Origin of the sequence: Bordetella genomosp. 10 (assembly GCF_002261225.1) — a bacterium.
Classification (GTDB): Bacteria; Pseudomonadota; Gammaproteobacteria; order Burkholderiales; family Burkholderiaceae_B; genus Bordetella_C.
On record NZ_NEVM01000001.1, the window covers coordinates 1,751,585 to 1,774,719 of the forward strand.

Genomic DNA, 23,135 nt, shown 5'->3' on the forward strand with positions numbered 1-23,135 from the left:
CAGACAATAAGCATCAGGAGACAATCATGAACAAGTTTCCGCGCGGCCTGGCCGCGTTTTCCGGCGCGCTCGCCATCGCGGCGAGCTGTCTGTCGCCGTCGGCGCAGGCCGCCGGCGATTTCCCCGATAAACCCATACGCATCATCGTTCCCGTCGCGGCGGGCGGCACCGTCGACCTGGTCGCGCGCCTGGTGGCGAAGGGCTTGTCCGAGGACCTGCGCCAATCCGTGATCGTGGAGAATAAGCCCGGCGCCAGCGGCCTGCTCGGCACCCGCGAGGTGGCGCGCGCCGCGCCCGACGGCTACACGCTGCTGGCGGTCGCCAATACCTTCGTCTCGGCGCCGCAATTCGTGCCCGATGCGGGCTACGACCCGATCGCCGATTTCGCGCCCGTCACGCAGACCTGCCAGATCCCCATGGTGCTGGTGGCGCACCCCTCCGTGCCGCAGCGCACGGTCAAGGCGCTGATCGAGCGGGCGCGCGCCCATCCCGGCGAGATCTCGTTCGCGTCGTCGGGCGTGGGATCGACGGGCTATATCGCGGCCGAGCTTTTCAGCAAGCAAGCCGGCGTCAAGATGCTGAGCGTGTCCTACAAGGGCAACTCGCAAGCGCTGACGGACCTGGTCGGCGGCCAGGTCATGATCATGTTCGACCAGGTGAGCACGTCGGGCGTCTACGTCAAGGCGGGCAAGCTCAACGCCTTGGGCGTGACGACCGCGACGCGCTCGAAGCTGCTGCCGGATGTGCCGACCATCGCCGAGGCGGGCCTGCCGGGCTACGAGGACGACACCTTCAACGCCATCCTGGCGCCGGCCGGCACGCCCCCGGCGATCGTCGCCAAGCTGCACAACGCCATCGCCGCGGTCCTGCGCCGACCCGAGACCGCCGCGGTGCTGGTCAAGCAGGGAATCGAAGTGAAACCCAGCGCCAGCCCCGAGGAATTCGGCGCCGTGCTCAAGCGTGCGGTGGAAAAGTACCGCGCGATCGACCAGGAAACCGCGCCGTCACGGTCGTAGGGGGGGGTGAGCGTCGCGGGCCTCCCGAGCGCCGGCGCGCCGGCGGCCGGGGTTTACGCCGGCGGACCCAAGTGCGCTAGAGTATCTTTCGCGTGCTTGCGAGGCAGGGAGGCCGGCGATGACGATATTCCTGAGTTTCGATGACGGTCCCGGGCCTTCGTCGCCGGCGCTGCTGGATGTGCTGGAGGCGGGGGCGTGCAGGGCGATGTTCTTCCTGCTCGGCGCCAACCTGGAGCGTTACCCGGAGACGGCGGTGCGCATGGCCAGGGAAGGGCATGTGCTGGGCAATCATACCTACGCGCACGCGCGGCCCGGCGCGCAGACGGAAGCGGCGTTGATCGACGGGATCAAGAAGACCGATGCGTTGATCCGTCATGCCTGTCACGAGGCGGGCGTGGCGGCGCCGGCCGTGATTCCGCTGCGCCTGCCCTATGGCCTCGTGCCGGCGGATCCGCGCGTGCACGCGCTGGAGCGGGTGGGACGCCTGCATACGGACTGGACCTTGATCCTGGACGACTGGCAACGGCCCGCGCCCCCGGCCGAGGTCTTGTTTGAAACCATGCGCGCGCACCTGGAAGAGCAGCGGGCGCGCGGCGCGCGGGCGCTGATCTGCCTGCACGACAGTTCACGTCACGGCGAGGCGCGGCCGGCGACGGTGGAGGCGGTGCGCATGTTGCTGGACGCCGTGCCGGGCGGCGGGCTGTTCGACAAATGATTCCAGCATCCCAGGAATCCGATGCCCGGTCCCAATTGCCATAGGTTCCGCTGGGCGGCTTCCAGGTGTATGAGCGTCTGGTCGATGCAGAAGAGGGTCATGAGGGTTGCGCGGTTCGCGCGCAAGTATTCCGCCAGGGCGTGGCCATCGGGGCCCGAATGCGGGACAGCGCGCTGGACAGAATGCCGGACATACACATCCAGGCCGCTGTCCCAGCCAGCCGGATCATGGACGAACGCATGTTCCGCCGCCGCCTCGCGTGTCAGCGCGAACAGGGCGAAGGCGGCCTCCAGCCATTGCGATCCGACGCCGGCGTCGTCGAAGTCCAGGATGCCGGCGACGCGGCTGGCGTCGACATGGCCTGCGCCGGAGTCGTCGGCGAATAGCAGATTGCCCGCATGGTAGTCCCCATGCAGCCAGGAGACGGGTTCGGGGATACGCTGTCCCACGGCGCCCAGGCATGTCTCGGCGCGCGACAGGACCGTGGCGTATTGCGCCGCCAGGCCGTCCGGCAGCGCGGGCATGGGCCGCGCCGCGACGCGCGCGTGGCGTTGCGCCAGCCATGCGACGGGGCTTTCCGCTGGCGCGGGAATGGCGGCCATCGCGGCATGCAGGCCGGCCAGCGCGCGCATGGCGTCGCCGGTCATTGCGGTGCGCGCAGTGCCGAATGCGGCATGGCCGGTCTCGCCCATCGTCGCATGCCTGGAATCCTCCGGCGGAAATCCGGCGCGGCCTGGAATATGCTCGAACAGGTGCACCCAGCAGTCCTCCACGAGCAGGCAAGGCCGTCCGTCCAGCGTCGTCCGCAGGCGCGGCACGGCGGGCAGTCCGGACGCCGAGGCGAGCGCGGCCAGGACGCGCGCTTCGCGCTGGACCTGCTCGGCGGATTTCCCCGGCCACGATACGCGCAGGATCAAGGGAGCGTCCTGGCCCATGTCCCCGTGAAGCTCGACCAGGCAGGTTTTGTTAGTATGCCCGGACGGCAGCGGCCGCAGGCGCGCCGCCCGTATTCCCCAATTCGCGTGCAACAGCGCTTCCAGCGCGTTCACGCTTCCCGGACTAGCTGCGTAGACCATGTCTGAGAGCATCTCCGCCCGCATGCGGGACATCAATATCGAATGGCTGACGCGCGCGGCCGAGTTCGACCACCTGTTCCACACCCGCTGGCTGGGCGAGCGCTTCTTCCATTTGCCGGGCGACATGCTCGCCATCCAGGAACTGGTGTGGCGCGTCCGCCCGGCCTACATCGTGCAGACGGGCGTCGCGGCGGGCGGCGGCGTCGTGTTTTCGGCGTCGATGCTGGCGCTGGCGACGGACAGGGGCCAGGTCATCGCCGTCGAGCCGCGCCTGCGGCCGGAGGTCAGGGAGCGCCTGCAATCCCATCGCCTGGCGCAGCGCATGCAACTGATCGAAGGCGAGTCCTGCGCGCAGGCGACCCTGGACGCGGTGCGTGCACGGATGACGGACGACGGCCCGGTGCTGGTCATCCTCGACCTGACGCATACCCACGACCACGTCGCGCGCGAGCTGGCGTGCTATGCCGGATTCGTGACGCCCGGCAGCCATGTGGTGGTCATGGACACCATCATGGAGTACCTGCCCGAGGAGATGTTCCATGGCAAGCCCTACGGCAGGGGAAACAATCCCGCCACGGCCGTCCGCGCCTTCCTGGCGGACGACGATCGTTTCGAGGTCGACAGCGAGATCGAGGATCGCGTGATCATGACCTTGTCTCCGGGCGGTTTCCTGAAGCGAGTTCGCTGATCAGGCGGGCCGCCTGCGCGGATCCGTCCTGCGTCTGGTAGCTGGCCGCGATGCGCGCGGCGTTCGCGCGTATCGGTCCCGGGCGCAGCAGCGCGTCCAGCGCGTCGGCGATCTGGCCCGCGGTCGCGGTCCGCAGATCGAGCTGGATACCCGCATTCGCGCGCGTGACGAACCAGGCGGAATGGAATTGGTCATTGCAGAACGGCGACAGCAGCATGGGGACGCCGCAGGCCAGCGCTTCCATGACCGAATTCGCGCCGCCGTGGTTGATGAACGCCGCCGTCCGGCGCAACAGCGCCAACTGGGGCGCGTAGCGCACCGCGATGACCTGCTCGCCGGCGTCCGGCAGGAGATCGGTATCGACCAGTTCCCCCACGGACAACGCCAATTGCACGGGCTTGCCGCGCACCGCCTCGATGACCTTGCCGAAGATGCCGGGCTGGTGGTAGAGCTGGCTGCCCAGCGACATGTAGACAAGCGGGCGCTCCGGGTCCAGGCGTTCCCATGGGAAGTCTTCCTCGTCGCCGCGCGCGCCGGCCGGCAGGGCGGGGCCGACCAGGCGGACGCCCGCCGGCGGTTCGCCCACCAGGGCATCGGTGGTCAGCGCCAGGGTCAGCGTGGGGGAGAGGACGTCGCAGCCGTTGAAACGCGCTTGCAGCCCATATTGCGCGAACAGCCGGTCGCGGTCCGGCGCCAGCCAGCGCACGGTGCGCAGGAGCTCGGAATCGAGATCGGGCGGCAGCACGGGGTTGAGGGAGTTGGACAGCGACACCCAGGGCAGTCCCTCCAACGCCGCCGCGATCGCCGATGCGTAGAGCAGCGGGTCGATGACAACCACGTCCGGCCGCCACTGCCTGAGGACGCCGCGGATGTCGTCCACCAGCGCCGGGGCTTGTTCAACCAATAGGACGCGTATCCAGTTGCGTAGCCAGTCGGCGTCCTGGATATTGGCGGCGAAGCTCGCGCCGCGGGAAATGTCGTGCCGTTCGAGCTTTGCGCGCGGTCCCAGTTGCGCGAAGCCGCCGGCCGCGTCGAGCTGGCCGCCGATGTCGGCGGGCGCCTGGAAGGCGACCTCGAAGCCGGCGGCGCGCAGGTGCTGCGCCGGGCCGATGCAGGGATTGAGGTGGCCTTTTTCGGGAACCACGCAGAAGAGGATGCGCTTCATGGGGCGGGACGGGGAGAGGTGGAGGAAACGTCGGCCTGCAAGGCGTCCAGGAGCAGCGTCAGGGTGGTCCACAGCACGCGCTCGGTGTCTGCCTGCAAGTCCGGGCGGGGCAGGCCCAGGGCCGCGGACAAGCCGTATATGCGTTCGTCGGCGACGAGCGGACGCAAGTCCATGGCGGGCGCCAGCCGTCCGCGCTTGGGTCCGCGCACCAGGCGGTCCGGCAGGCCCAGCCGCGCGCCGAGGTCGCGCAGGCATTGCTTGTCCGGATCGGGCGGCAGGCTGGTCAGGTGCCGGACGACGGCCGCGTCCAGGAAGGGGGCGTGCAGCGTGACGGAGGCGGCCGCGAACAGGGCGTTGCACAAGGGCAGGTAGTTGGCCGAGCGGTCGCGGCGCATGACCTGGTCCGCGCCGTCTCCGGTGATGGCGACGCCGATGCCGTCCGCCGCCATGGCCCGGGCCAGTAGCAGCTTGGCGACGGGATGCAGGTTGAACATGGGTTCCTCGACGCTGCGCGTGGCGTCGGGAAGCGCCGATACGAAATCCTCGCCGCGCACCCGCACCAGCTTCACGCGGGCGCCCAGGCGGTCGGCGATGTCCAGCGCCGTGTCCCGCTCGCAGTAATCGGGCAGGTCGGAGACCAGGATATAGGACGGAATGCTGCGCTGGACGCCCAGCTCTCGCAGCAGCGCGAGCAGCAACGCGGAGTCCAGGCCGCCGCTGAGCGCCAGCGCCACGCGTTTGCCGCTGTCCAGGGCGCGTTGCAGGGAGGCGCGCAAGGCGTCTTCCAGCTCGCCGCGCTCGGCCACGTTGGGCGCCGCGCGCAGGGACCAGCCTTGCGGCGTCAGCAGCAGGGAATGGCCGGGGGGAACGGCGCGGATGTCGCGCAGCACGGTGCGGTCCGCCAGGCGCTCGCCGCTGAGGTAGCCCCGGATCGCCGCGACGTCGGGCGCGCCGGCCGGCAGGCCCGCTTCCCGCAGCAGGCGCTGGATGCCGTCGGACGCGATGCCGCCCTGGGCGGGGTGGAATATCCGCCGGAAACCGAATTCGTCCCGCGTGGCGACGATCATGATGCCTTGCCCGCCTCGTGCCGGGACGCGCATCGCGCCGCGTCATGCATCGCGTTTCGCGGCGGGTCTTGTTTCCCGTCCGCGGGCGCGTCTGGCCCGGACGATGGGGCACCGTCCTGCTGTCCGTAGTGGGCTTTCAAGGCCATGACCTCCATGCGCTTCATGATCCGGTGCGGCGCCTGCGGCGCGCTGCCGCCGTGGCACTCCAGGCAGGCCCGCAGCGGTTCCTCGCGGTAAAGATAGGCCAGCATGTCGTCCAGCATGCCCGGGTCGTCGCGCAAGCGCAGCCCGTCGGCGTGGAAGTCACGGCTGCCCTGGTACAGCGTGTGGAAATGCGCCGGGCGCGTACAGGTATAGAACATGCCGTCGCGGATCATATGGCAGCGTTCGCGTATCCAGCAGTCGCGATAGATGCGCCGGGCCTCGGCCATGTCGGCATCGGGCTGCGCGCGCGTCATATTGCTGAACTCGTTCTGCATCTTCCAGTTCAGGCGCACCGCGTGCGCGGCCGCCCGCGCCTCGATGTGCGCGATGAGATCCGGCGCCAGGCGCGGCCGCGGATAGCGCGAGATGGTCAGGGCATCGACGGCCTGCCAGAACGCGTCCGGCATGTCGCCCAGTTTCAGGCCGTTGGTGGTGACGGAGACGACGGGGGCGATGCCGGTTTCCCGCACGGCGTGGATGAGATCGACCAGTTGCGGATGCAGCAGCGGTTCGCCGCCGACCAGCTTGAAGACGCCGGGCTTCAGGACCTTGGCGGCCGTGCGCAGGTCGCCGGCGATCGAGTCGGGGCTGGCATGCCAGGCCGGCAGCAGGGGCGACAGGGAGCAGCACTCGGCGCATGTCAGGTTGCAGTGGTCGACGATGTGCGCTTCCAGCGAGCGCGTCCGTATGCGGCCCGCCTCCACCGGGTAGTGGCGGTCCATCGGCGGCGGAAAGACATGCTGGCGGGCGGCCGGGAGCGGCTGGGGCGCGGGACTGGTCGAGTGGCTATTCACGGTGGTTTCCTTGCCGGTTTCCTTCCTCGATACGGCGGGAAAAGAAATCGATCAGCTCGGCGCGCGCGCCGGCCATGACGGCGACCATGCGCATGGCGCCTTGCAGGTGGGTGGCGAAGCGCGCCGGGTCGGACAGCCAGCCCTGCAGCATCCAGCGCTTGAGCCCATGCTGCAGGCAGGCCGCGTCGACCGCCCAGGCCACCCGCTCGACGCGCAGCGGCCGCACCCGCGCATAGGCGTGCACGAATTCCGCGGCCAGCGCCGGCGCCTCCAGGGGCAGGTGATTGAGGCAGCGCACCACTTCGTACTCGCGCGGCGCGCCGATGGCGGCTTCCCAGTCGAGGATGAGCGGCGGCAGGGTCGCGCCGAACAGATAGTTGAATTGGTTGTAGTCGTTGTGGATCGGATGCTGCGGATCGTCCGTGGGGAAGGCTGCCAGGCTGCCCGGATAGTGTTGGTCGATCAGGCGCAGGCAGGCATCGGCATAGGCTTGCAGCGCTTGCCTGTCCGCGTGGGCTGGCGCGCGGCGGGGCGCGGCGGCGAGCTCGCGCCGGGCTTCGTCGGCATCGATCGCCGCCAGGCGCGCCCGCAGCGTGTCCGGCAGGGGACCCTGGTAGTGTTCCAGGCTGGCGTGCAGCGCGGCCAGGCCGGCGCCGAGCGCGGCCCATTCGGGCGGCGTGTAGGTGTCGTACGTCCTGGCGCGGCCCGGCGCCCAGGCGGTGACCATCGCGCGGGCGCGCGGCCCCGTCCACAGCGGCGCGCCGGCCGCCGTGCGCAGCAGGGACTGGACGCGAAAGCGGGGATCGTCATGGACGTTCAGGTGGGCGACCAGCGCGGCTTCCTTCGCCGCCCTGGCGAGCTGGTCCTCGGCATAGAGCTTGACGGCCACGTCGCCGGTGGAGGTCGACAGGCGCCATACGCGCTCGCTGACGCGGCGGCCGGCCGCGCCCGACGGATCGCCGCCCGACGCAATGGCCGGCCTATCGAGGTCCGACTCGGCAGCACCCGGCCGCAGCCCATACGCCGCACGGATTTCCTCGAGCCGGGAGCGGGTAAGGTCCATTCAGATGGCTTCGGCCGGCCCGTACCGATAGGGGTGGCCGGTCAGGAAAGTGTTGTTGCCGACGTAGCGCAGCTTGTACATGGCGGGACGGAACAGCGCCAAGGGGCTGTTGTCCGCGATGCCGAGCCGCGGATACAGGTCCTGCCGGACGAAGAAGGCGTTGTTGCCCATGTCGTCGCAGCACGCCAGTTCATACCCCTTGGCCTTGCCCAGGCGATGGAGCGACGCCAGGCTGGCGCCGTAGTAGGTCGAACCGTCCCAGGCATGTTCGGGATTGAAGCGCATGACCCAGCGCTCGGGCGGCGCGTAGTAGGGGTTGTATTCGATGACGACGATGAGCGGACGGAAAGCCGTCAGCCCGCGCCAGACCCAGTAGTCGTTGCCGTCGATGTCGATGGAAAGCAGGTCGAAGTCCGCGGGGACGCCGGCCTCGGCCAGCAGCGCGTCGATGCGGTCGGGCTGGACCTGTTCCTGGCGCAAGCGGACGTTGGCGGCCGCGCCGTAATGGTCCCGCAGCTTGCCGTAGCGGTAGGCGCTGCCTTCGACCAGCAGGCCTTGCCAACCCTGTTCGCGCAGCAGCAGCGCCGTATTGCTGTTGCGCAGCCCGTCGCTGGCGCCGATGTCGACGCAATAGCGGTTGGCCGGCGCGATGCGTTCCATCAGGCGGGCGAGGATGCTTTCTTCCGTGCCCTGCGCGTACAGGCTTGGGGCGAGGCCGGACAGGTCCAGCGGGGGCGGCATCTCCTGCATGGAAATCAGCCGCCTTGGGAAGGGAGAAACACGTCGGCGCGATGGGCCAGGTACCAGGCCAGCGAACGGGTGACCGGTAGCTGCCGGATCTCCGGCAACGTGAAATAGCCGGCGCCCGCGCCCTCCAGGACGCGGAAGTCGCCCCATTCGACGGGGCGGGGGAGCAGCATCAAGGGCGCTTCCTGGCCGTCGCCGCCGGTGCGCCGGCCGATCTCGATGAACTCGGCCGGGCTGGCGGCGATGCCCAGTTCTTCTTCCAGCTCGCGCGACGCGGTGTGCGTGTGGTCCGCGTCCTCCGGCTCCACCGAGCCGCCCCAGAAGCTCCAGCACAGCGGGCCCAGGGTGGCCGCGCTGTCGCGCATTTGCAGGAGGGCGCGGCCGGCGCGGTCGCGGACGAGAATGCTGATGTTGGTGATCAAGGCTGCGGATCCTGGAAACGGGGCTCGACAGGGGAGGGGGCCGGACACGCGCGTCGCCGCGCCGGCGCCTCCCGCCGGGACACGCGCTAGTTTCGCCGGAATCCCGCGCGCGTTCAAATTCGCCTGAACCGGCTACCCGCCGGCGGCCTTGCCGGGCGGCCGCTTGCCGCCCCGGCGCCTCGAGCTTTGAACAGCACCTTGAACAAGCACCTTACACAGGCACCTTGAACAAGCACCTTGAACAGCGCCTTAAACATATGCGCAGTCGGTCTTTTGCGCGGGCGCGAAGGCTGCCTATCATCCTCGGACATCGTCATCCCCCTTGTCTGTCCGCCCTACGGAATCGCCCATGACCCAAGCCTCGCCGTCCTCTTCTTCCCCTGCCGTCCTCACGCCCAAGGACTTGCTCGGCCTGCTGGGCGCCGCCGACGAGCTGGCCGTCCTGGACGTCCGTCCCCATGGCGTCTATGCGCGCGGGCATCTGCTGTTGTCCGCCTCGGCGTCCTATTGGAGCCTGGAGCTGGAAATCGATCGCCTGGCGCCGCGCCGCGATACGCAACTGGTGCTGGTCGACGACGACGATGGACTGGCCGGGCGCGCGGCGCGCAAGCTGGCCGTGCTGGGCTATACGCGCGTGGCCCTGCTACAGGGCGGCATCGCGGGGTGGCAGGCGGCCGGCCAGCAATTGTTCAGCGGCACCAACGTCCTGAGCAAGGCCTTCGGCGAAGTGCTGGAGCACGAGCTGGGCACGCCGTGGATCGACGCCGCCGACCTCAAGCAGCGCCTGCGGCGAGGGGACAAGCTGGTGGTGGTCGACAGCCGCACCCCCGAGGAGTTCGCCAATTTCAGCATTCCCGGCGCGTACAGTCTGCCCGGCGCCGAACTGGTCTATCGCATCGGCGAAGTGGCCCCGGATCCCGACACGCTGGTGGTGGTCAACTGCGCCGGCCGCACGCGCAGCATCGTGGGCGCGCAGACCTTGATCAACGCGGGGATACCCAACGAAGTGGTGTCCCTGCGCGACGGCACGATGGCCTGGCTGCTGAACGGCGACACCCTGGACCACGGCAAGATCCGTCCGGCGCCCGCGCCCTCGGCGCGGACGCTGGCCGAGGCCCGGGCGCGCGCGGAACGAGTAGCCAGCCGCGCCGGCGTCGATCGCCTCGACGATGCCGGCTTGCAGCGCCTGTTGTCGCAGCCGGGGCGGACGGTGTATCGCTTCGACGTGCGCGACCGCCAGGAGTATCTGGCCGGTCATCTGCCGGGCTGGCGCTGGGCGCCGGGCGGCCAGTTGGTGCAGGCGACGGACGAATACGCGGCGACCCGGGGCGCGCACATCGTGCTGGCCGATTGGGATGGCGTGCGGGCGCTGACCACGGCGGCCTGGCTGGCGCAATTGGGCGCATTCCAGGTCCACATCTATCCCGTCACCTTGCGGCCGGGCGCGGCGCTGGAGACCGGCGAGGAGCCCGTGCGCGTGCTGCGCGCCCACGTGGAGGACGCGCCGGCCGTGGCGCCGACCGAATTGGCGAGGTGGCTGGAAGAGGGCGATACCGCCGTGTTCGACATCGAAAACAGCGTGGCCTATGCGCGCAGGCACATCGCCGGCGCGCGCTTCGTCGGCGCGCATGCGCTGGAGAGGACGCTCGCCGCGCTGCCCGCGGCGACGCGAGTCGTGCTGACCTCGGCCGACGGCCTGCTGGCCCACAGCGTGGCGCGGGAATTGCAATCCGAAGGACGGGCGGTGCATACGCTGCGCGGCGGCAACCGGGCCTGGTTCGACGCCGGCCTGGAAACCGGCGCCGGCCGCGAGGGCATCGAGACGGGCGAGGAGGACACCTGGTACGGCCCCTATGTCTACCGCGATCTCGCCGAGCGCGACGCCAAGTTCCGGGCCTATCTCGATTGGGAAATCGGCCTGGTGGCGCAACTGGAACGCGAGCCGCGCGTGGGGATCAACCTGAAGGGTTCGTTGCGCGCCGAGCCGCGGCAGTCCGGAGCCTCTGCTTCATAGCCCTTGCTTCATAGCCGGCTGCCGTGGATCTTCACCACCGGCACGCTGTCGGGATCGAAGCCGTCCAGGCAGCGGGTATTGACCGCCCAGCCCGGGAACGGCTGCATCCCCGCCGCGGCCTCCGCGGCGGTGGGATGGCTGGGCTTGCGGAAGGGCAGGATGCCGCAGGCCGGACAGAAATAATCCGCGCCGGTCATGCTACCCCAGCGGTAGACCGACAGGTTCTCCAGCGGCGTGAGCAGGCGGAACGCCTCCGGCGCCACGCGGAATATCAGCGCCCCGCGCCGGCGGCAGACGGAACAATCGCAGGCGCGCACGTGGTCGATGTCCGCGTCGATCTCGAAGCGGACGGCCTTGCAGTGACAGGAGCCTTGGTAGGTTTTCATGGTCATAGGGGGCGATCGGCAGGGGCCGCGTGCGGCCTGAGCGGCGCGGACAGGCCGCGGACATGGCGGGTCATCACTTCCATGAATGCCGCCGCTTCCGCGCTCAGCGCCCGCCGGGGATGCGTGACGCAGACGACCTGGCGGAACAGGTGCGGCGACGACACTTCATGCAGCCGCAGCCGGCCGCGCTGCACGCGGTTGCGCACGGCGACGCGCGGCAGCAGGGTGGCGTAGGCGGTGCGTTCGACCAGCTTGATGATGGAAACGATCGAATCCATTTCATAGGTCGGCGACAGGTCAATGTCCTCGGCCTGCGCGAAGCTTTCGAGGATGCCGCGCAGGCCGTGCCGGCGCGTCGGCAGCGCCAGGTCGAGCATGGCGGCCTCGCGCAGGGGCACGGTCTGGCCCAGCTCGTGCCCGTGCGCGCTGCCGGTCACCAGCACCAGGTCCTCGTCGACGATATGCTCGACCGCCAGGGACAGGGGACGGCGCGGCTTGTTGATGAAGGCGGCGTCGAGCTGGCCGCCGGCGACCAGGTCTCCCAGGGTGGCGCTGTACCCATCAGTGACCGTGATGGTGACCTTGGCGTGCTGGGCGGCGAACTCCTCGATGGCGTCCGACAGCACCCCTTGGGCGATGGACGCGATCATGCCGACGTTGACGTGGCCCTTGAGTTCGCCATCGGTGCGCAGGAGCTGGTCGCGGGCGTGCGTGAAGTCGCGCATGATGGGCAGGAAGGTGCGGTACATCTGCCGCGCCGCCGCCGTCGGCCGCATGCCCTGCTGGCTGCGCTCGAACAGCTTGCGGCCGATTTCCTCCTCCAGGCGCGCCATCTGCATGCTCAGCGCGGGCTGCACGATATTGAGCCGCCGCGCCGCGCGCGTCACGGTGCCCTCCTCGTACAGGCATATGAAGTACTGGATCTGTCGCAGTTCCATGGGTGTTGCCGGTCTCGTGGCGTGATGCGCCGGGAGGCGCCCCGCGTCCAGGGCCAGCCCCGGGGAGGCGCCTGGATCCGCGGTCGATATTATCAGTTTATGTGATGGAGCAGATAATTAAAGATTAACTGGCGTGATATTGGCGGCGTCCTCCCCTAGACTGGCGAACATCAAAAGAGCGGGCCCGCAGGCCCGTCGACCAGGAGACAGGTCCGCATGAACGCCGCCGATATTGCCTTGAATTCGATCGCGGGACAGTGGGCGCCCGCGCTCGGCGGCCGCGTCGGCGAACGGCGCGATCCCGCCACCGGCGAACTGGCGGGGCGCTACGCCGACAGCGGCGCGGAAGACGCCGAGGCCGCCATCGCGGCCGCGCGCCGGGCCTTCTTCGAGACGGCTTGGGCGCAGAGCCCGCGGGTGCGCCAGATGGCCATGTTGCGCTGGGCCGACCGGCTCGAACGGCGGGCCGCGCAACTGGCCGACCGGTTGACGCTCGAAAACGGCAAGGTGCTGGCTCAATCGCGCGGCGAGATCGCCGGCGCGATATCCGAGATCCGCTATTACGCCGGCTTGACCCGCCATATCCCCGGCCACGTCCTCGAAGTCGAGCCGGGCGCGTTCGCCACGCTGCTGAGGGAAGCCGCCGGCGTGGCCGGGCTCATCATTCCCTGGAACGCGCCCGCCGTGCTGCTGATCCGCGCCCTGGCGCCCGCGCTGGCCGCCGGCTGCACGGCGGTCATCAAGTCGGCCTGGCAGACGGCGGGGTTGAGCGCCGCCCTGGTGGCGCCCCTGGTCGAGGACGCGGACGTGCCGGCCGGCGCGGTCAACCTGCTGACCGAAAGCGGCAGCGCGGCGGCGCAGGCCCTGGTGGCGTCGGCCGACGTGGAGGTGATCAGCTTCACCGGCTCCAACGCGGTGGGGCAGCGCATCATGGCGGCGGCCGCGCCCACCATGAAGAAACTGTCCCTGGAGCTGGGCGGAAAATCCTGCTGCCTCGTGTTCGGCGACGTGGACGTGCAATGGGCCGCGCCGCGCCTGGCCGCGGCCGCCACCATCATCTCGGGCCAGCAGTGCACGGCGGCGCGCCGCGTTCTCGTCCATGGATCGCGCTACGAGGAAATGAAGACGGCCTTGCGGGACGCCCTGGCGGCCCTGCGCGTGGCGCCGGGGAATGCGCCGGGCGCGCAGATCGGACCGCTGATCGATCCCGCCGCGGCCGCGGCGGTGCAGGCGCGGATAGAAGCCGCGCAACAGGCGGCCGACGAAGTCGTGCTGGCCGGGCGCCGGCTGGACGGCGAGCTGGCCGCGGGCTGCTTCGTCTCGCCGACCCTGGTCGCGCATCGCGATACGCACGCCTTCTTCGTGCAGGAAGAAATCTTCGGCCCGCTGCTGGTGCTGGAGCGCTTCGAGGACGAAGCCGAAGCCGTGGCGCGCGCCAACCATACCGACTACGGCCTGTCGGCGAGCGTGTGGACGCACGACGGCGCGCGCGGCATGCGCGTCGCCCGCGCCTTGCGCAACGGCACGGTCTGGCTGAACGACCACAACAAGCTGTTCGCCGAGGCCGAGACCGGCGGCTACCGGCGCAGCGGCATCGGCCGCCTGCACGGCTACGACGCCCTGATCGATTTCATGGAAATCAAGCACATCTACCAGGAAGCGGGCGTGGTCCCGCGCACGACGTAGGCGCGGCGGGCGCCGCGGGGCGCGCAAATACGCGCAAACACGCCCAAACACGCACGAATACACAAGACAGACACAAGACAGGACCGCGGCGACGGTCCGCAATCGAGGAGACGAAGCGATATGAAGAAGCGCATGGAGAAGTTCTGGCTCGCGGGCCTTGCCGCCCTGATGGGCGTGGTGGCCTTGACGACGGCCGGCGCGGCCCGGGCGGCCTATCCGGACAAGGCCGTCCGCATCATCGTGCCGTACACGCCGGGCGGTTTCAACGACACCATGGCGCGGCTGTTCGCCAAGAAGCTGCAGGAAGCCTTCAAGCAGCCCTTCATCGTGGAGAACAAGCCGGGCGCGGGCACCATCGTGGGCACGGAGCAGGGCGCGCGCGCCGCGCCGGACGGCTATACGCTGACCATCGTCGGCTTCCCGCTGGTGGCCAACCAGTTTCTCTACAAGAAGCTGCCCTACGACGCGAAGGATTTCGCGCCCATCATCGTCGGCGCGCAGACGCCCAACTTCCTGGTGGTGAAGGCATCGTCGCCGATCAAGTCGCTGGCGGACTTCGTCAAGGAAGCCAAGGAGCGGCCCGGCAGGATGAACTATGCGACCGCCGGCACGGGCACGTCCAATCACCTGACCATGATCTATTTCGAACAGCAGGCCAAGGTGTCCCTGGTCCAGGTGCCCTACAAGGGCAGCGCGCCGATGGTGACCGACCTGCTCGGCGGCCAGGTCGACATCATGTTCGACAACAGTCCCAACGTCCTGCCTCACATCCTGGCGGGGAAGATGCGCGCGCTGGGGGTGACCAGCGAGAAGCGCTCGGCGCTGGCGCCCGACGTGCCGACGGTGGCCGAACAGGGCTATCCCGACTTCAGCGTGGCGGTGTGGTACGGGCTGGCCGCCCCGGCGGGCACGCCGCCGGCCATCGTCTCGGCATTGAACGAGGTGCTCAACAAGGCCCTGCAATCGCCCGACGTGAAGAAAGTGTTCGCCGACCAGGGCGTCGAACCCGTGGGCGGCTCCGTCCAGGACTTCCAGGCCTTCTTCGAGGGCCAGATCAGGAAGTGGGGCGCCGTGATACGCAACGCCGGGATCCAGGCGGAATAAGCCGGACGCGCTTATTCCCACGCATCGGCAGCGGCCATCGACATGGACACCGGCAATCGACCCCACCTTCCCGCGGCGGACATCGCGCCGCCCCGGCCGCACGTCGGCCAGGGGCGGGAACGCGTGGAAGACCAGGCTATCCTGACCGGCCGCGGGCGCTACGGCGACGACGCCGCCTTGCGTCCCGGCACGCTGCACGCGGCCATCGTCCGGTCGCCGCATGCGCATGCGCGCCTGACCGGCATCGACGTCGCCCAGGCGATGGCGCTGCCCGGCGTGCGCGCCGTGCTGGTGGGCGCGGACCTGGCCGCCTGGTCGCGCCCCTTCGTCGTGGGGGTCAAGCAGCCGATGGAGCAATGGTCCCTGGCCGTCGACAAGGTGCGCTACGTGGGCGAACCCGTCGCGGTGGTCGTCGCGGAAAACCGCTACCTGGCCGAGGACGGCGCCGACCTGGTGCAGGTGTCCTACGAGCCGCTGGCGGCCGTGGTCACGGTGGAGGACGCTTGCGCGGAGGGCGCGGCGGTGCTGCACGAGAAGGTGGGCAGCAACGTGGTCAGCGACCGCTCGTTCCGCTACGGCGATCCGGAGGCGGCCTTCGCCGCCGCGCCGCATCGCATCGGCCTGACCATCCGCTATCCGCGCAACTCGTGCACGCCCATCGAGTGCGCGGTGGTCGTGGCCGAGTACCTGTCGGCCCAGGACGGCTACGACGTGCAATCCAATTTCATGGGGCCGTTTTCGCTGCATACGGTGATGGCGCTGGCCTTGAAGGTGCCCGGCAACCGGCTGCGCCATCGCACCTTCCCGGATTCCGGCGGCAGCTTCGGCGTCAAGCAGGCGGTGTTCCCGTACGCGGTGCTGATGTGCCTGGCCGCGCGCAAGGCCGGCGCGCCGGTGAAATGGGTGGAGGACCGGCTGGAGCATCTGGCCGCGGCCACCTCCGCGACCGGCCGTCTTTCCCGTATCGAAGCCGCCGTCCAGGCCGACGGCCGGATCACGGCGCTGTCCTATGACCAGTACGACGATTGCGGCGGCTATCTGCGCGCGCCGGAGCCCGCGACCTTCTACCGCATGCATGGCTGCCTGACCGGTCCCTACGACATTCCCAATCTGGCGGTGCGCAACCGGGTGGTGCTGACCAACAAGACGCCGGCGGGCCTGGTGCGCGGCTTCGGCGGTCCGCAGGTGTATTTCGCGCTGGAACGCCTGATGCAGCGCATCGCGCGCGAGCTGGATATCGATCCGCTGGAACTGTACCGGCGCAACTTCATCGCGGCCGATGCCTTTCCCTACCGGGCGACGGCCGGCGCGCTGCTGGATTCCGGCAACTACCAGGGCGCGCTCGACCTGGCGCGGTCCCGCGGCGGCCTGGCGGAACTGCTGGCGCGGCGCGACGAAGTACGGGCCCGGGGCGGCCTGTACGGGATAGGCTACGCCGCCATCGTCGAGCCCTCGATTTCCAACATGGGCTACATCACCACCGTCCTGCCGCGCGAGGCGCGCGAGAAGGCGGGGCCCAAGAACGGCGCCATCGCGTCGGCGACCGTATCGGTGGATCCGCTGGGCGGCGTCAACGTCGTGGTGGCCTCGGCGCCCGCGGGACAGGGGCACAAGACGGTTTGCGCGCAGGTGGCCGCCGATGTCTTCGGCGTGGATCCGGCGGTGGTCTCGGTCAATATCGAATTCGACACCCAGAAAGACGGCTGGTCCGTGGCGGCGGGCAATTATTCCAGCCGCTTCGCCGGCGCGGTGGCGGGCACCGTGCACCTGGCGGCGACGAAGCTGCGCGACAAGCTGGCCGGCATCGCGGCGCACCAGTTCGGCTGCCCGGTGGACGACATCGTCTTCGGCGAGGGCAAGATAGGCCGGCGCGGTGAGCCCGACGCCGCGCAACCCTTCGCGCGCATCGCGGCCAATCCCCATTGGGCGCCCGCGCTGCTGCCGCCCGGCGTCGAGCCCGGCCTGCGCGAAACCGTGTTCTGGACGCCGCCGCAGCTCAGCGCGCCCGACGACGAGGACCGCGTGAATACGTCGGCCGCCTATGGCTTCGCCTTCGACGTGTGCGCGGTGGAGGTCGACCCCGCCACGGGGCGGGTGCGCATCGACCGCTACGTCACCACGCACGACGCGGGCCGGATACTCAACCCGGCGCTGGCCGACGGCCAGATCCGCGGCGCCTTCGCGCAGGGCCTGGGCGCGGCCCTGATGGAGGAATTCCGTTATGGCCAGGACGGCAGCTTCCAGTCCGGCACTTTCGCCGACTACCTGGTGCCGACCACCTGCGAGGTGCCGGAGCCCGTCATCCTGCACATGGAGACGCCCAGTCCGTTCACGCCGCTGGGCGCCAAGGGCCTGGGCGAGGGCAACAACATGAGCACGCCCGTTTGCGTGGCGAACGCGGTGGCGGACGCCCTGGGCGTGGACGACGTGACGCTGCCGCTGACGCCCGCCCGGGTGATGAGCCTGATCGGGATGGAAGACCCGCCGCCCTCGGCCGGCGCGGGCAGGCCGGCGCCGGCCGCGGGCAAGGCGGGCAAGTCGCTGTCCGCGCGCGGCGAGGTCAGGCTGGCCGCCGCGCCCGAGGCCGTGTTCGCGGTGCTGATGGATCCCGTCGCGCTGGCCAAGGTGATCCCGGGCTGCAATGCCTTGACCCCCGCCGGCGAGAACCGCTACCGGGCCGACGTCACCGTGGGCGTGGGCATGATCAAGGCGCGCTACGCCGCCGAGGTGGCGCTGTCCGACCTGGATCCGCCGCGCAGCCTGCGCCTGTCCGGCACCGGGATCTCCAGCGTCGGCACCGCCAAGGGCAGCGGCCTGGTGACGCTGGCGCCGCAGGACGGCGGCACCTTGCTCACCTACGACTACGAGGCCGAGGTGTCCGGCAAGGTGGCGGCGGTGGGCGGACGCATGCTCGAAGGCGCAGCCCGCATCGTGCTGCGCCAGTTGTTCGACCAACTGGGACGCCAGGCGGGCGGCGGCGCGGCGGCCGGTTCGTGGTGGCGGCGCCTGCTGGGCCGCTGGAGGCGCAAGTCGTGAAACCCCAGGCTTTCGACTACATCCGCGCGGAGTCGGCCCAGGATGCGCTGGACGCCCTGGCCGAACTGGGCGCCGACGGCCGCATCCTGGCCGGCGGCCAGTCCCTCATGGCCGTGCTGAACATGCGCCTGGCCCAGCCCACGGCGCTGATCGATATCTCGCGCACGGCCGACCTCGACTACGTGACGGTCGGGCAGGGCTGGATGACCATCGGCGCCGCGGCGACGCAGGCCAAGGTCGAGTGGCGGCCGGACCTGGCGGCCGAAGTGCCCATGCTGGCGCAGGCGATTCCCTTCATCTCGCATTTCCAGATCCGCAATCGCGGAACCGTATGCGGATCGGTGGCGCACGCGGATCCCAGCGCGGAACTGCCGCTGGCGCTCGCGGCGCTCGGCGGGGAGGTGGTGCTGCGCACGCGCCGCAAGCAGCGGACCGTGCCGGCGGAGGATTTCTTCCAGGGCATGTTGATGACGGCGCGCGCCCCGGACGAACTGGTGGCGGCCGTGCGCTATCCCCTGGCGGCGCCGGGCGCGCGCTACGCCTTCGACGAGTTCTCGTCCCGGCACGGCGATTTCGCCCTGGCGTCCGTCGCGGCCGTGGCGGACGACAAGCAGGTGACGCTGGCGGTCGGCGGCGTGGCCGATCGTCCCACGGTGCGGCGCTGGCCGCGCCTGCCGGCGGCGGACCTGGAGACGGCATTGAACGATCTCGCTTGGCAGCTCGATGCGCAGGACGACGCGCACGCCACGGCGGTGTTTCGCCGGCACCTGGTGCGCACGCTGGGCGCCCGCGCGCTGCGCAAGGTCATGGGCGCCGGCGCGCGGGGGAACGGAGAGCAGGGGAACGGGGAGCACGCATGAAACGGCTGAAACGCGACGAGGCCCATACGGTGTCCTTCATCCTCAACGGCGAACCGCGCCGCGCGGCGTGCGAGCCGCGCACCTTGCTGTCCGATCACCTGAGGCACGGCCTGGGCGCGACCGGCACGCACGTCGGCTGCGAACACGGCGTCTGCGGCGCCTGCACGGTCCTGATCGACGGCGTCGCCGGCCGCGCCTGCATGACGCTGGCCGTCCAGGTGGACGGGCGCAACGTCGACACGGTGGAAGGCCTGGCCGGCCGCGAGGGCGAACTGAACGATCTGCAACGCGCGTTCCGGCGCAACCACGCCTTGCAGTGCGGGTTCTGTACGGCCGGGATCCTGATGTCCTGCCAGGACTATCTGGGACGCAATCCCGACCCGAGCGAACAGGAAGTGCGCGACATGTTGTCCGGGCATCTGTGCCGGTGCACGGGCTATACCAATATCGTCAAGGCCGTGCTGGAAACCGCGGCCGAACGGCGGGCGGCGTTACGAGGAGCGGGGTAAGCATGCTGGACCTGGGAAAGACTTTCTTGCAAAGCGTCGAGCGCAGCCCCGGCGCGCCCGCCATCGTGGACGGCGAGCGGTCGCGCGGCTATGCCGACTGGCATGCCGACATCGCCGCGCTGGGCGGCGCGCTGGCGGAGATGGGATTGCGCAAGGGCGAGCGCGTGCTCGCCGTCTTGCAGAACCGCTATGAAATGGCGACGCTGCACTGGGCCTGCCAATTCCTCGGCCTGGTGATGACGCCCCTGAACTGGCGCGCCAAGCCGGAGGAAGTGGTCTATTGCATCGAGAACGCGGAAGCGCGCGCGGTGTTCTTCGAGCCGGCCAGCGCCGAGGCGGTGGTGGGCGCCGCGGCCCAGTGCGGCGTGCCGGCGGTGGCGGTGGGCGAGGCGCAGGGCGCGCTGCATTTCGACGCCTTGCTGGCGGCGCACCGTGGCGCGGACCTGGCGCCCGTGGCGCGGGCCGACGACTACTCGCTGATGCTCTATACCTCGGGCACCACCGGCAAGCCCAAGGGCGTGCCGCGCCGCCATCGCCATGAGCGCGCCGCCGCCCTGGCGCACGTGGCGCAGAATCTCTACGGCCGTGGCGAGCGCACGCTGGGCGTGATGCCGCTCTATCACACCATGGGCGTGCGTTCGCTATTGGCCATGGCGCTGATCGACGGGCTGTTCGTCTGCATGCCCAGATTCGATGCCGCCGGCGCCCTGGACGCGATCGCGCGCCATCGGCTCACCTGCCTTTACCTGGTGCCCACGCTCTACCACGACATGCTGGCCTGCCGGGAGCGGCTGGGCGGCGACGTTTCCTCGGTGACCAAGCTCGGTTTCGCCGGCGCGCCGATGCACGACGCCTTGCTCAAGCGGCTGGACCAGGTGTTCAAGCCCAGCCTTTTCGTCAACCACTACGGATCGTCGGAGATCTATACGGTGGCCATCGACGCCGACGCCATCCGCAAGCCGGGCAGCGCGGGCAAGGCCGGCCTGAACACGCGGCTGCGGGTGGTGCTGCTGGGCGCGGAAGATCCCGGCGCGCCCGCCGCGCTGGCCCCGCGCGGGCAGGAAGGCGAGATCGTGGCGGACCTGGCGGGCGACGAAGCCTTCGAAGGCTACTGGAAACGGCCGGACGCCGATGCCAAGTCGATACGCAATGGCTGGTATCGCACCGGCGACACCGGCTACGTGGACGAGGACGGTGACCTGTTCGTCACGGGCCGCGTGGACGACATGATCATCAGCGGCGGCGAGAACATTTCCCCCGTGGATATCGAGTCCGTGCTGTCGCTGCATCCGGCGGTGGACGAGGTGACCGTGGCGGGGATGCCGGACGAACGCTGGGGGCAGCGCGTCGTCGCCTTCGTCAAGCGCAAGGCGCCCGTCGACGCGGCCGAGCTGGACAACTATTGCCGCGGTTCGGACCTGCCGAATTTCAAGCGCCCGCGCGAGTACGTGTTCGTCAACGACATCCCCAAGTCCCCCGTCGGCAAGGTCTTGCGCCGCAAGCTGTCGGCCGGCGAGTACGAGCCGGACACGTCGGCCGGCGACCATTCCCTGTAACCCCCCATACGTCGAGCTGAATATGACGCAACTGGAATCCCGCAAGGCGCCTTACACCGATCTGCGCGGCTGGCTCAACCACCTGGCCGCGACGGACCGCCTGGCCGTGATCAAGCCGGGCGCGGCGCTGGAGCACGAAGTGGCGGCCATCGCCAAGCGCCTGGACGGCAGGCAGGCCGCCTATTTCCCCGCGCCCGGCGGCCATGCCGTGCCGGTGGTGTCCGGCTTCATGTCGCGCCGCGCCTGGATCGCGGAAGCCATGGGCGTGGCGGAGTCGGAACTGCTGGCGGCGTTTCGCGACGCCGCAGTCGCGCCCGTCCCGTCCACGGAGGTGCCCCAGGCCGATGCCCCATGCCAGCAGGTCGTGCACCGCGATCCCGACGTGCGCGCCATCCTGCCCATTCCCACCCATAGCGAACACGACAACGGTCCCTACATCACCGCGGGCATGGTGATCGCGCGCAATCCCGTCACCGGCGTGCAGAACGTTTCCATCAACCGCATCCAAGTGCACGCCGGGGACCGCATGGCCATCCTGATGCTGCCGCGCCATCTGCTCGCCTTCTACAAGGAGGCGGAGAAGCGCGGAGAGGACCTGCCGGTGGCCGTGGTGATCGGCGCCGACCCGCTCACCTTGCTGGCCTCGCAGGCGATCACGCCCATCGACAGCGACGAGCTGGAAGTCGCCGGCGCGCTGCACGGCAGTCCCCTGCGCGTGGCGCGTTGCCTGACGAACGGCGTCTGCGTGCCGGCCGACGCCGAGATCGTGATCGAGGGCCGCATCCTGCACGGCGAACGCGTGGCCGAAGGGCCGTTCGGCGAATTCCCGAAGTACTACAGCGCGCGCGAACAGCGCGAGGTCATCGCCGTCGATGCGATCACGCACCGCCGCTCGCCGATCTTCCATACCATCGTCCCCGCCGAGATGGAGCATCTGCTGCTCGGGTCCATCCCCCGCGAGGCGACCTTGCTGGCGCACCTGCAGCGCAGCTTTCCCAATGTGCTCGACGTGCATCTCTCCATCGGCGGCGTGGGCCGCTATCACCTGTACGTCAAGCTGCGCAAGACGCATGAGGGGCAGCCGAAGAATGTGATCCTGTGCGCCTTCGGCGCGCATTACGACATCAAGCAGGTCATCGTGGTCGACGACGACGTGGAAGTCCACGATGCGCAGCAGGTGGAATGGGCCGTGGCGACGCGCTTCCAGGCCGACCGGGACCTGGTGGTGATCAGCGGGGCCCAGGGCTCGGCGCTGGACCCGTCCACGACGCTGGGCGGCGCGCAGTCCGGCGAGGTCGCGCCCGCGCACGAACAGGGGATCAGCGCCAAGATGGGGCTGGACGCGACGCGGCCGGTCACGTACCACGAACACACCTTCACCAAGGTGCGCGTGCCCGGCGAGGATCGCGTGGACCTGGGCGCCTGGATCGACGCCGGCCGCCAGGTGGATTTCACGGCGGTGGAAGGATCATGAGCGCGGCCGGCCGCAAACGCCTGATCGTGGGGATCACCGGCGCCAGCGGGTCGATCTACGGCGTGCGCATCCTGCGGGAGCTGCGCCGCCATCCCGATTGGGAGAGCCACCTGGTGCTCTCGGCATCGGGCGCGCTGACGGCGGCCCAGGAGCTTGCCATGAAGCGGGCCGACATCGAGGCACTGGCCGACGTGGTGCACAACGTCAAGGACATCGGCGCGGCGATCTCCAGCGGCTCTTTCCAGACCGAGGGCATGGTGATCGCGCCGTGCTCGATGAAGACGCTGGCGGCCGTGGCGCTGGGCATGGCCGACAATCTGGTCAGCCGGGCCGCGGACGTGGCGCTCAAGGAGCGCCGGCGCGTCGTGCTGCTGGCGCGCGAGACGCCCTTGAATCTCGCGCACCTGCGCAATATGACCAGCGTGACCGAGATGGGCGGCATCGTCTTTCCGCCGGTCCCGGCGTTCTACAACCTGCCGTCCTCGCTCGACGACATGGTCAACCATACCGTCGGACGGGTCCTCGACCTGTTCGGCATCCATCACGAACATTTGCTGGAACGTTGGCAAGGCTTGCGCAAACCGCAAGCCGCGCCCGAGACTTGAACCGAGGAGC

21 protein-coding genes are annotated in these 23,135 nt (G+C 69.8%); 12 read left to right on the forward strand and 9 right to left on the reverse strand.

Features of this window, described 5'->3' with window-relative positions; genetic code table 11:
• The first annotated feature begins 26 nt into the window (after positions 1-26).
• Both CAL29_RS07690 and CAL29_RS07695 read left to right on the forward strand, forming a co-directional pair.
• Positions 27-1,016, forward strand: a complete 990-nt coding sequence (locus tag CAL29_RS07690) for a Bug family tripartite tricarboxylate transporter substrate binding protein (RefSeq protein ID WP_094852305.1) — start codon at positions 27-29, stop codon at positions 1,014-1,016.
• Positions 1,017-1,134: 118 nt separating this feature from the next.
• Positions 1,135-1,731, forward strand: coding sequence for a polysaccharide deacetylase family protein (locus CAL29_RS07695; RefSeq protein WP_094852306.1), 597 nt, complete (start codon positions 1,135-1,137; stop codon positions 1,729-1,731).
• Here CAL29_RS07695 and CAL29_RS07700 read toward each other — a convergent pair.
• A complete protein-coding gene (locus tag CAL29_RS07700; protein ID WP_094852307.1) occupies positions 1,647-2,807 on the reverse strand; it encodes a phosphotransferase family protein in 1,161 nt (386 codons plus the stop codon). The genes CAL29_RS07695 and CAL29_RS07700 overlap by 85 nt on opposite strands.
• On the opposite strand from CAL29_RS07700, the gene CAL29_RS07705 reads away from it, so the two are divergent.
• Positions 2,806-3,495 (forward strand): cephalosporin hydroxylase family protein, encoded by a 690-nt coding sequence (locus tag CAL29_RS07705; RefSeq protein WP_094852308.1) that lies wholly within the window; start codon positions 2,806-2,808, stop codon positions 3,493-3,495. The genes CAL29_RS07700 and CAL29_RS07705 overlap by 2 nt on opposite strands.
• On the opposite strand, the gene CAL29_RS07710 is transcribed toward CAL29_RS07705, so the two are convergent.
• The 6 genes from CAL29_RS07710 to CAL29_RS07735 are packed head-to-tail and all read right to left on the reverse strand — an operon-like array spanning position 3,452 to position 8,957.
• The gene (locus CAL29_RS07710) at positions 3,452-4,660 is read right to left on the reverse strand and encodes a glycosyltransferase (RefSeq protein ID WP_094852309.1); all 1,209 of its coding nucleotides are present in this window, start codon (positions 4,658-4,660) and stop codon (positions 3,452-3,454) included. The genes CAL29_RS07705 and CAL29_RS07710 overlap by 44 nt on opposite strands.
• A complete protein-coding gene (locus tag CAL29_RS07715) occupies positions 4,657-5,727 on the reverse strand; it encodes an asparagine synthase-related protein (protein ID WP_094852310.1) in 1,071 nt (356 codons plus the stop codon). The genes CAL29_RS07710 and CAL29_RS07715 overlap by 4 nt, the downstream gene beginning before the upstream one ends.
• Positions 5,724-6,725, reverse strand: coding sequence for a radical SAM protein (locus tag CAL29_RS07720; protein WP_256977250.1), 1,002 nt, complete (start codon positions 6,723-6,725; stop codon positions 5,724-5,726). Before CAL29_RS07720 ends, CAL29_RS07715 begins: the two co-directional genes overlap by 4 nt.
• Positions 6,718-7,788 (reverse strand): aminoglycoside phosphotransferase, encoded by a 1,071-nt coding sequence (locus CAL29_RS07725; protein WP_256977252.1) that lies wholly within the window; start codon positions 7,786-7,788, stop codon positions 6,718-6,720. Before CAL29_RS07725 ends, CAL29_RS07720 begins: the two co-directional genes overlap by 8 nt.
• Positions 7,789-8,538 carry an FkbM family methyltransferase gene (locus tag CAL29_RS07730; protein WP_094852311.1) on the reverse strand — a complete coding sequence of 250 codons (750 nt, stop codon included), beginning with the start codon at positions 8,536-8,538 and terminating at the stop codon, positions 7,789-7,791.
• A 5-nt stretch (positions 8,539-8,543) separates the two neighbouring features.
• Entirely contained in the window at positions 8,544-8,957 is a 414-nt protein-coding gene (locus CAL29_RS07735) for an NUDIX domain-containing protein (protein WP_179283943.1), read from the reverse strand.
• A 349-nt stretch (positions 8,958-9,306) separates the two neighbouring features.
• On the opposite strand from CAL29_RS07735, the gene CAL29_RS07740 reads away from it, so the two are divergent.
• Complete coding sequence (locus CAL29_RS07740; protein ID WP_094852313.1) at positions 9,307-10,971, forward strand: rhodanese-like domain-containing protein; 1,665 nt, start codon at positions 9,307-9,309, stop codon at positions 10,969-10,971.
• Between the two features lie 8 nt (positions 10,972-10,979).
• Here CAL29_RS07740 and CAL29_RS07745 read toward each other — a convergent pair whose 3' ends face one another.
• Both CAL29_RS07745 and CAL29_RS07750 read right to left on the reverse strand, forming a co-directional pair.
• Positions 10,980-11,363, reverse strand: coding sequence for a GFA family protein (locus CAL29_RS07745; RefSeq protein WP_256977253.1), 384 nt, complete (start codon positions 11,361-11,363; stop codon positions 10,980-10,982).
• Positions 11,360-12,295 carry a LysR family transcriptional regulator gene (locus CAL29_RS07750; protein WP_094852314.1) on the reverse strand — a complete coding sequence of 312 codons (936 nt, stop codon included), beginning with the start codon at positions 12,293-12,295 and terminating at the stop codon, positions 11,360-11,362. The genes CAL29_RS07745 and CAL29_RS07750 overlap by 4 nt, the downstream gene beginning before the upstream one ends.
• Positions 12,296-12,511: 216 nt before the next feature.
• Between CAL29_RS07750 and CAL29_RS07755 the strand changes: the two genes are divergently transcribed.
• The 8 genes from CAL29_RS07755 (at position 12,512) to CAL29_RS07790 (ending at position 23,125) form a co-directional block, all read left to right on the forward strand.
• Positions 12,512-13,981 (forward strand): aldehyde dehydrogenase family protein, encoded by a 1,470-nt coding sequence (locus tag CAL29_RS07755; protein WP_094852315.1) that lies wholly within the window; start codon positions 12,512-12,514, stop codon positions 13,979-13,981.
• 120 nt (positions 13,982-14,101) lie between these two features.
• On the forward strand, positions 14,102-15,085 hold the full coding sequence (locus tag CAL29_RS07760) for a Bug family tripartite tricarboxylate transporter substrate binding protein (protein WP_094852316.1): 984 nt from the start codon (positions 14,102-14,104) through the stop codon (positions 15,083-15,085).
• Between the two features lie 42 nt (positions 15,086-15,127).
• A complete protein-coding gene (locus CAL29_RS07765) occupies positions 15,128-18,121 on the forward strand; it encodes a xanthine dehydrogenase family protein molybdopterin-binding subunit (protein WP_094852317.1) in 2,994 nt (997 codons plus the stop codon).
• Positions 18,118-18,981 (forward strand): FAD binding domain-containing protein, encoded by an 864-nt coding sequence (locus tag CAL29_RS07770; RefSeq protein ID WP_094852786.1) that lies wholly within the window; start codon positions 18,118-18,120, stop codon positions 18,979-18,981. Before CAL29_RS07765 ends, CAL29_RS07770 begins: the two co-directional genes overlap by 4 nt.
• On the forward strand, positions 18,978-19,490 hold the full coding sequence (locus CAL29_RS07775) for a (2Fe-2S)-binding protein (RefSeq protein WP_094852318.1): 513 nt from the start codon (positions 18,978-18,980) through the stop codon (positions 19,488-19,490). Before CAL29_RS07770 ends, CAL29_RS07775 begins: the two co-directional genes overlap by 4 nt.
• Positions 19,491-19,492: 2 nt before the next feature.
• Entirely contained in the window at positions 19,493-21,046 is a 1,554-nt protein-coding gene (locus CAL29_RS07780; protein ID WP_094852319.1) for an AMP-binding protein, read from the forward strand.
• 22 nt (positions 21,047-21,068) lie between these two features.
• Complete coding sequence (locus CAL29_RS07785; protein ID WP_094852320.1) at positions 21,069-22,520, forward strand: UbiD family decarboxylase; 1,452 nt, start codon at positions 21,069-21,071, stop codon at positions 22,518-22,520.
• On the forward strand, positions 22,517-23,125 hold the full coding sequence (locus CAL29_RS07790; protein WP_094852321.1) for a UbiX family flavin prenyltransferase: 609 nt from the start codon (positions 22,517-22,519) through the stop codon (positions 23,123-23,125). The genes CAL29_RS07785 and CAL29_RS07790 overlap by 4 nt, the downstream gene beginning before the upstream one ends.
• The last annotated feature ends 10 nt before the right edge of the window (positions 23,126-23,135 follow it).

Coding starts and splice junctions, on each gene's coding strand:
- CAL29_RS07690 (WP_094852305.1), top strand. CDS start 27: ATGAACAAGTTTCCGCGCGGCCTGGCCGCGTTTTCCGGCGCGCTCGCC.
- CAL29_RS07695 (WP_094852306.1), top strand. CDS start 1,135: ATGACGATATTCCTGAGTTTCGATGACGGTCCCGGGCCTTCGTCGCCG.
- CAL29_RS07705 (WP_094852308.1), top strand. CDS start 2,806: ATGTCTGAGAGCATCTCCGCCCGCATGCGGGACATCAATATCGAATGG.
- CAL29_RS07700 (WP_094852307.1), bottom strand. CDS start 2,807: ATGGTCTACGCAGCTAGTCCGGGAAGCGTGAACGCGCTGGAAGCGCTG.
- CAL29_RS07710 (WP_094852309.1), bottom strand. CDS start 4,660: ATGAAGCGCATCCTCTTCTGCGTGGTTCCCGAAAAAGGCCACCTCAAT.
- CAL29_RS07715 (WP_094852310.1), bottom strand. CDS start 5,727: ATGATCGTCGCCACGCGGGACGAATTCGGTTTCCGGCGGATATTCCAC.
- CAL29_RS07725 (WP_256977252.1), bottom strand. CDS start 7,788: ATGGACCTTACCCGCTCCCGGCTCGAGGAAATCCGTGCGGCGTATGGG.
- CAL29_RS07730 (WP_094852311.1), bottom strand. CDS start 8,538: ATGCAGGAGATGCCGCCCCCGCTGGACCTGTCCGGCCTCGCCCCAAGC.
- CAL29_RS07740 (WP_094852313.1), top strand. CDS start 9,307: ATGACCCAAGCCTCGCCGTCCTCTTCTTCCCCTGCCGTCCTCACGCCC.
- CAL29_RS07745 (WP_256977253.1), bottom strand. CDS start 11,363: ATGACCATGAAAACCTACCAAGGCTCCTGTCACTGCAAGGCCGTCCGC.
- CAL29_RS07750 (WP_094852314.1), bottom strand. CDS start 12,295: ATGGAACTGCGACAGATCCAGTACTTCATATGCCTGTACGAGGAGGGC.
- CAL29_RS07755 (WP_094852315.1), top strand. CDS start 12,512: ATGAACGCCGCCGATATTGCCTTGAATTCGATCGCGGGACAGTGGGCG.
- CAL29_RS07760 (WP_094852316.1), top strand. CDS start 14,102: ATGAAGAAGCGCATGGAGAAGTTCTGGCTCGCGGGCCTTGCCGCCCTG.
- CAL29_RS07765 (WP_094852317.1), top strand. CDS start 15,128: ATGGACACCGGCAATCGACCCCACCTTCCCGCGGCGGACATCGCGCCG.
- CAL29_RS07775 (WP_094852318.1), top strand. CDS start 18,978: ATGAAACGGCTGAAACGCGACGAGGCCCATACGGTGTCCTTCATCCTC.
- CAL29_RS07780 (WP_094852319.1), top strand. CDS start 19,493: ATGCTGGACCTGGGAAAGACTTTCTTGCAAAGCGTCGAGCGCAGCCCC.
- CAL29_RS07785 (WP_094852320.1), top strand. CDS start 21,069: ATGACGCAACTGGAATCCCGCAAGGCGCCTTACACCGATCTGCGCGGC.
- CAL29_RS07790 (WP_094852321.1), top strand. CDS start 22,517: ATGAGCGCGGCCGGCCGCAAACGCCTGATCGTGGGGATCACCGGCGCC.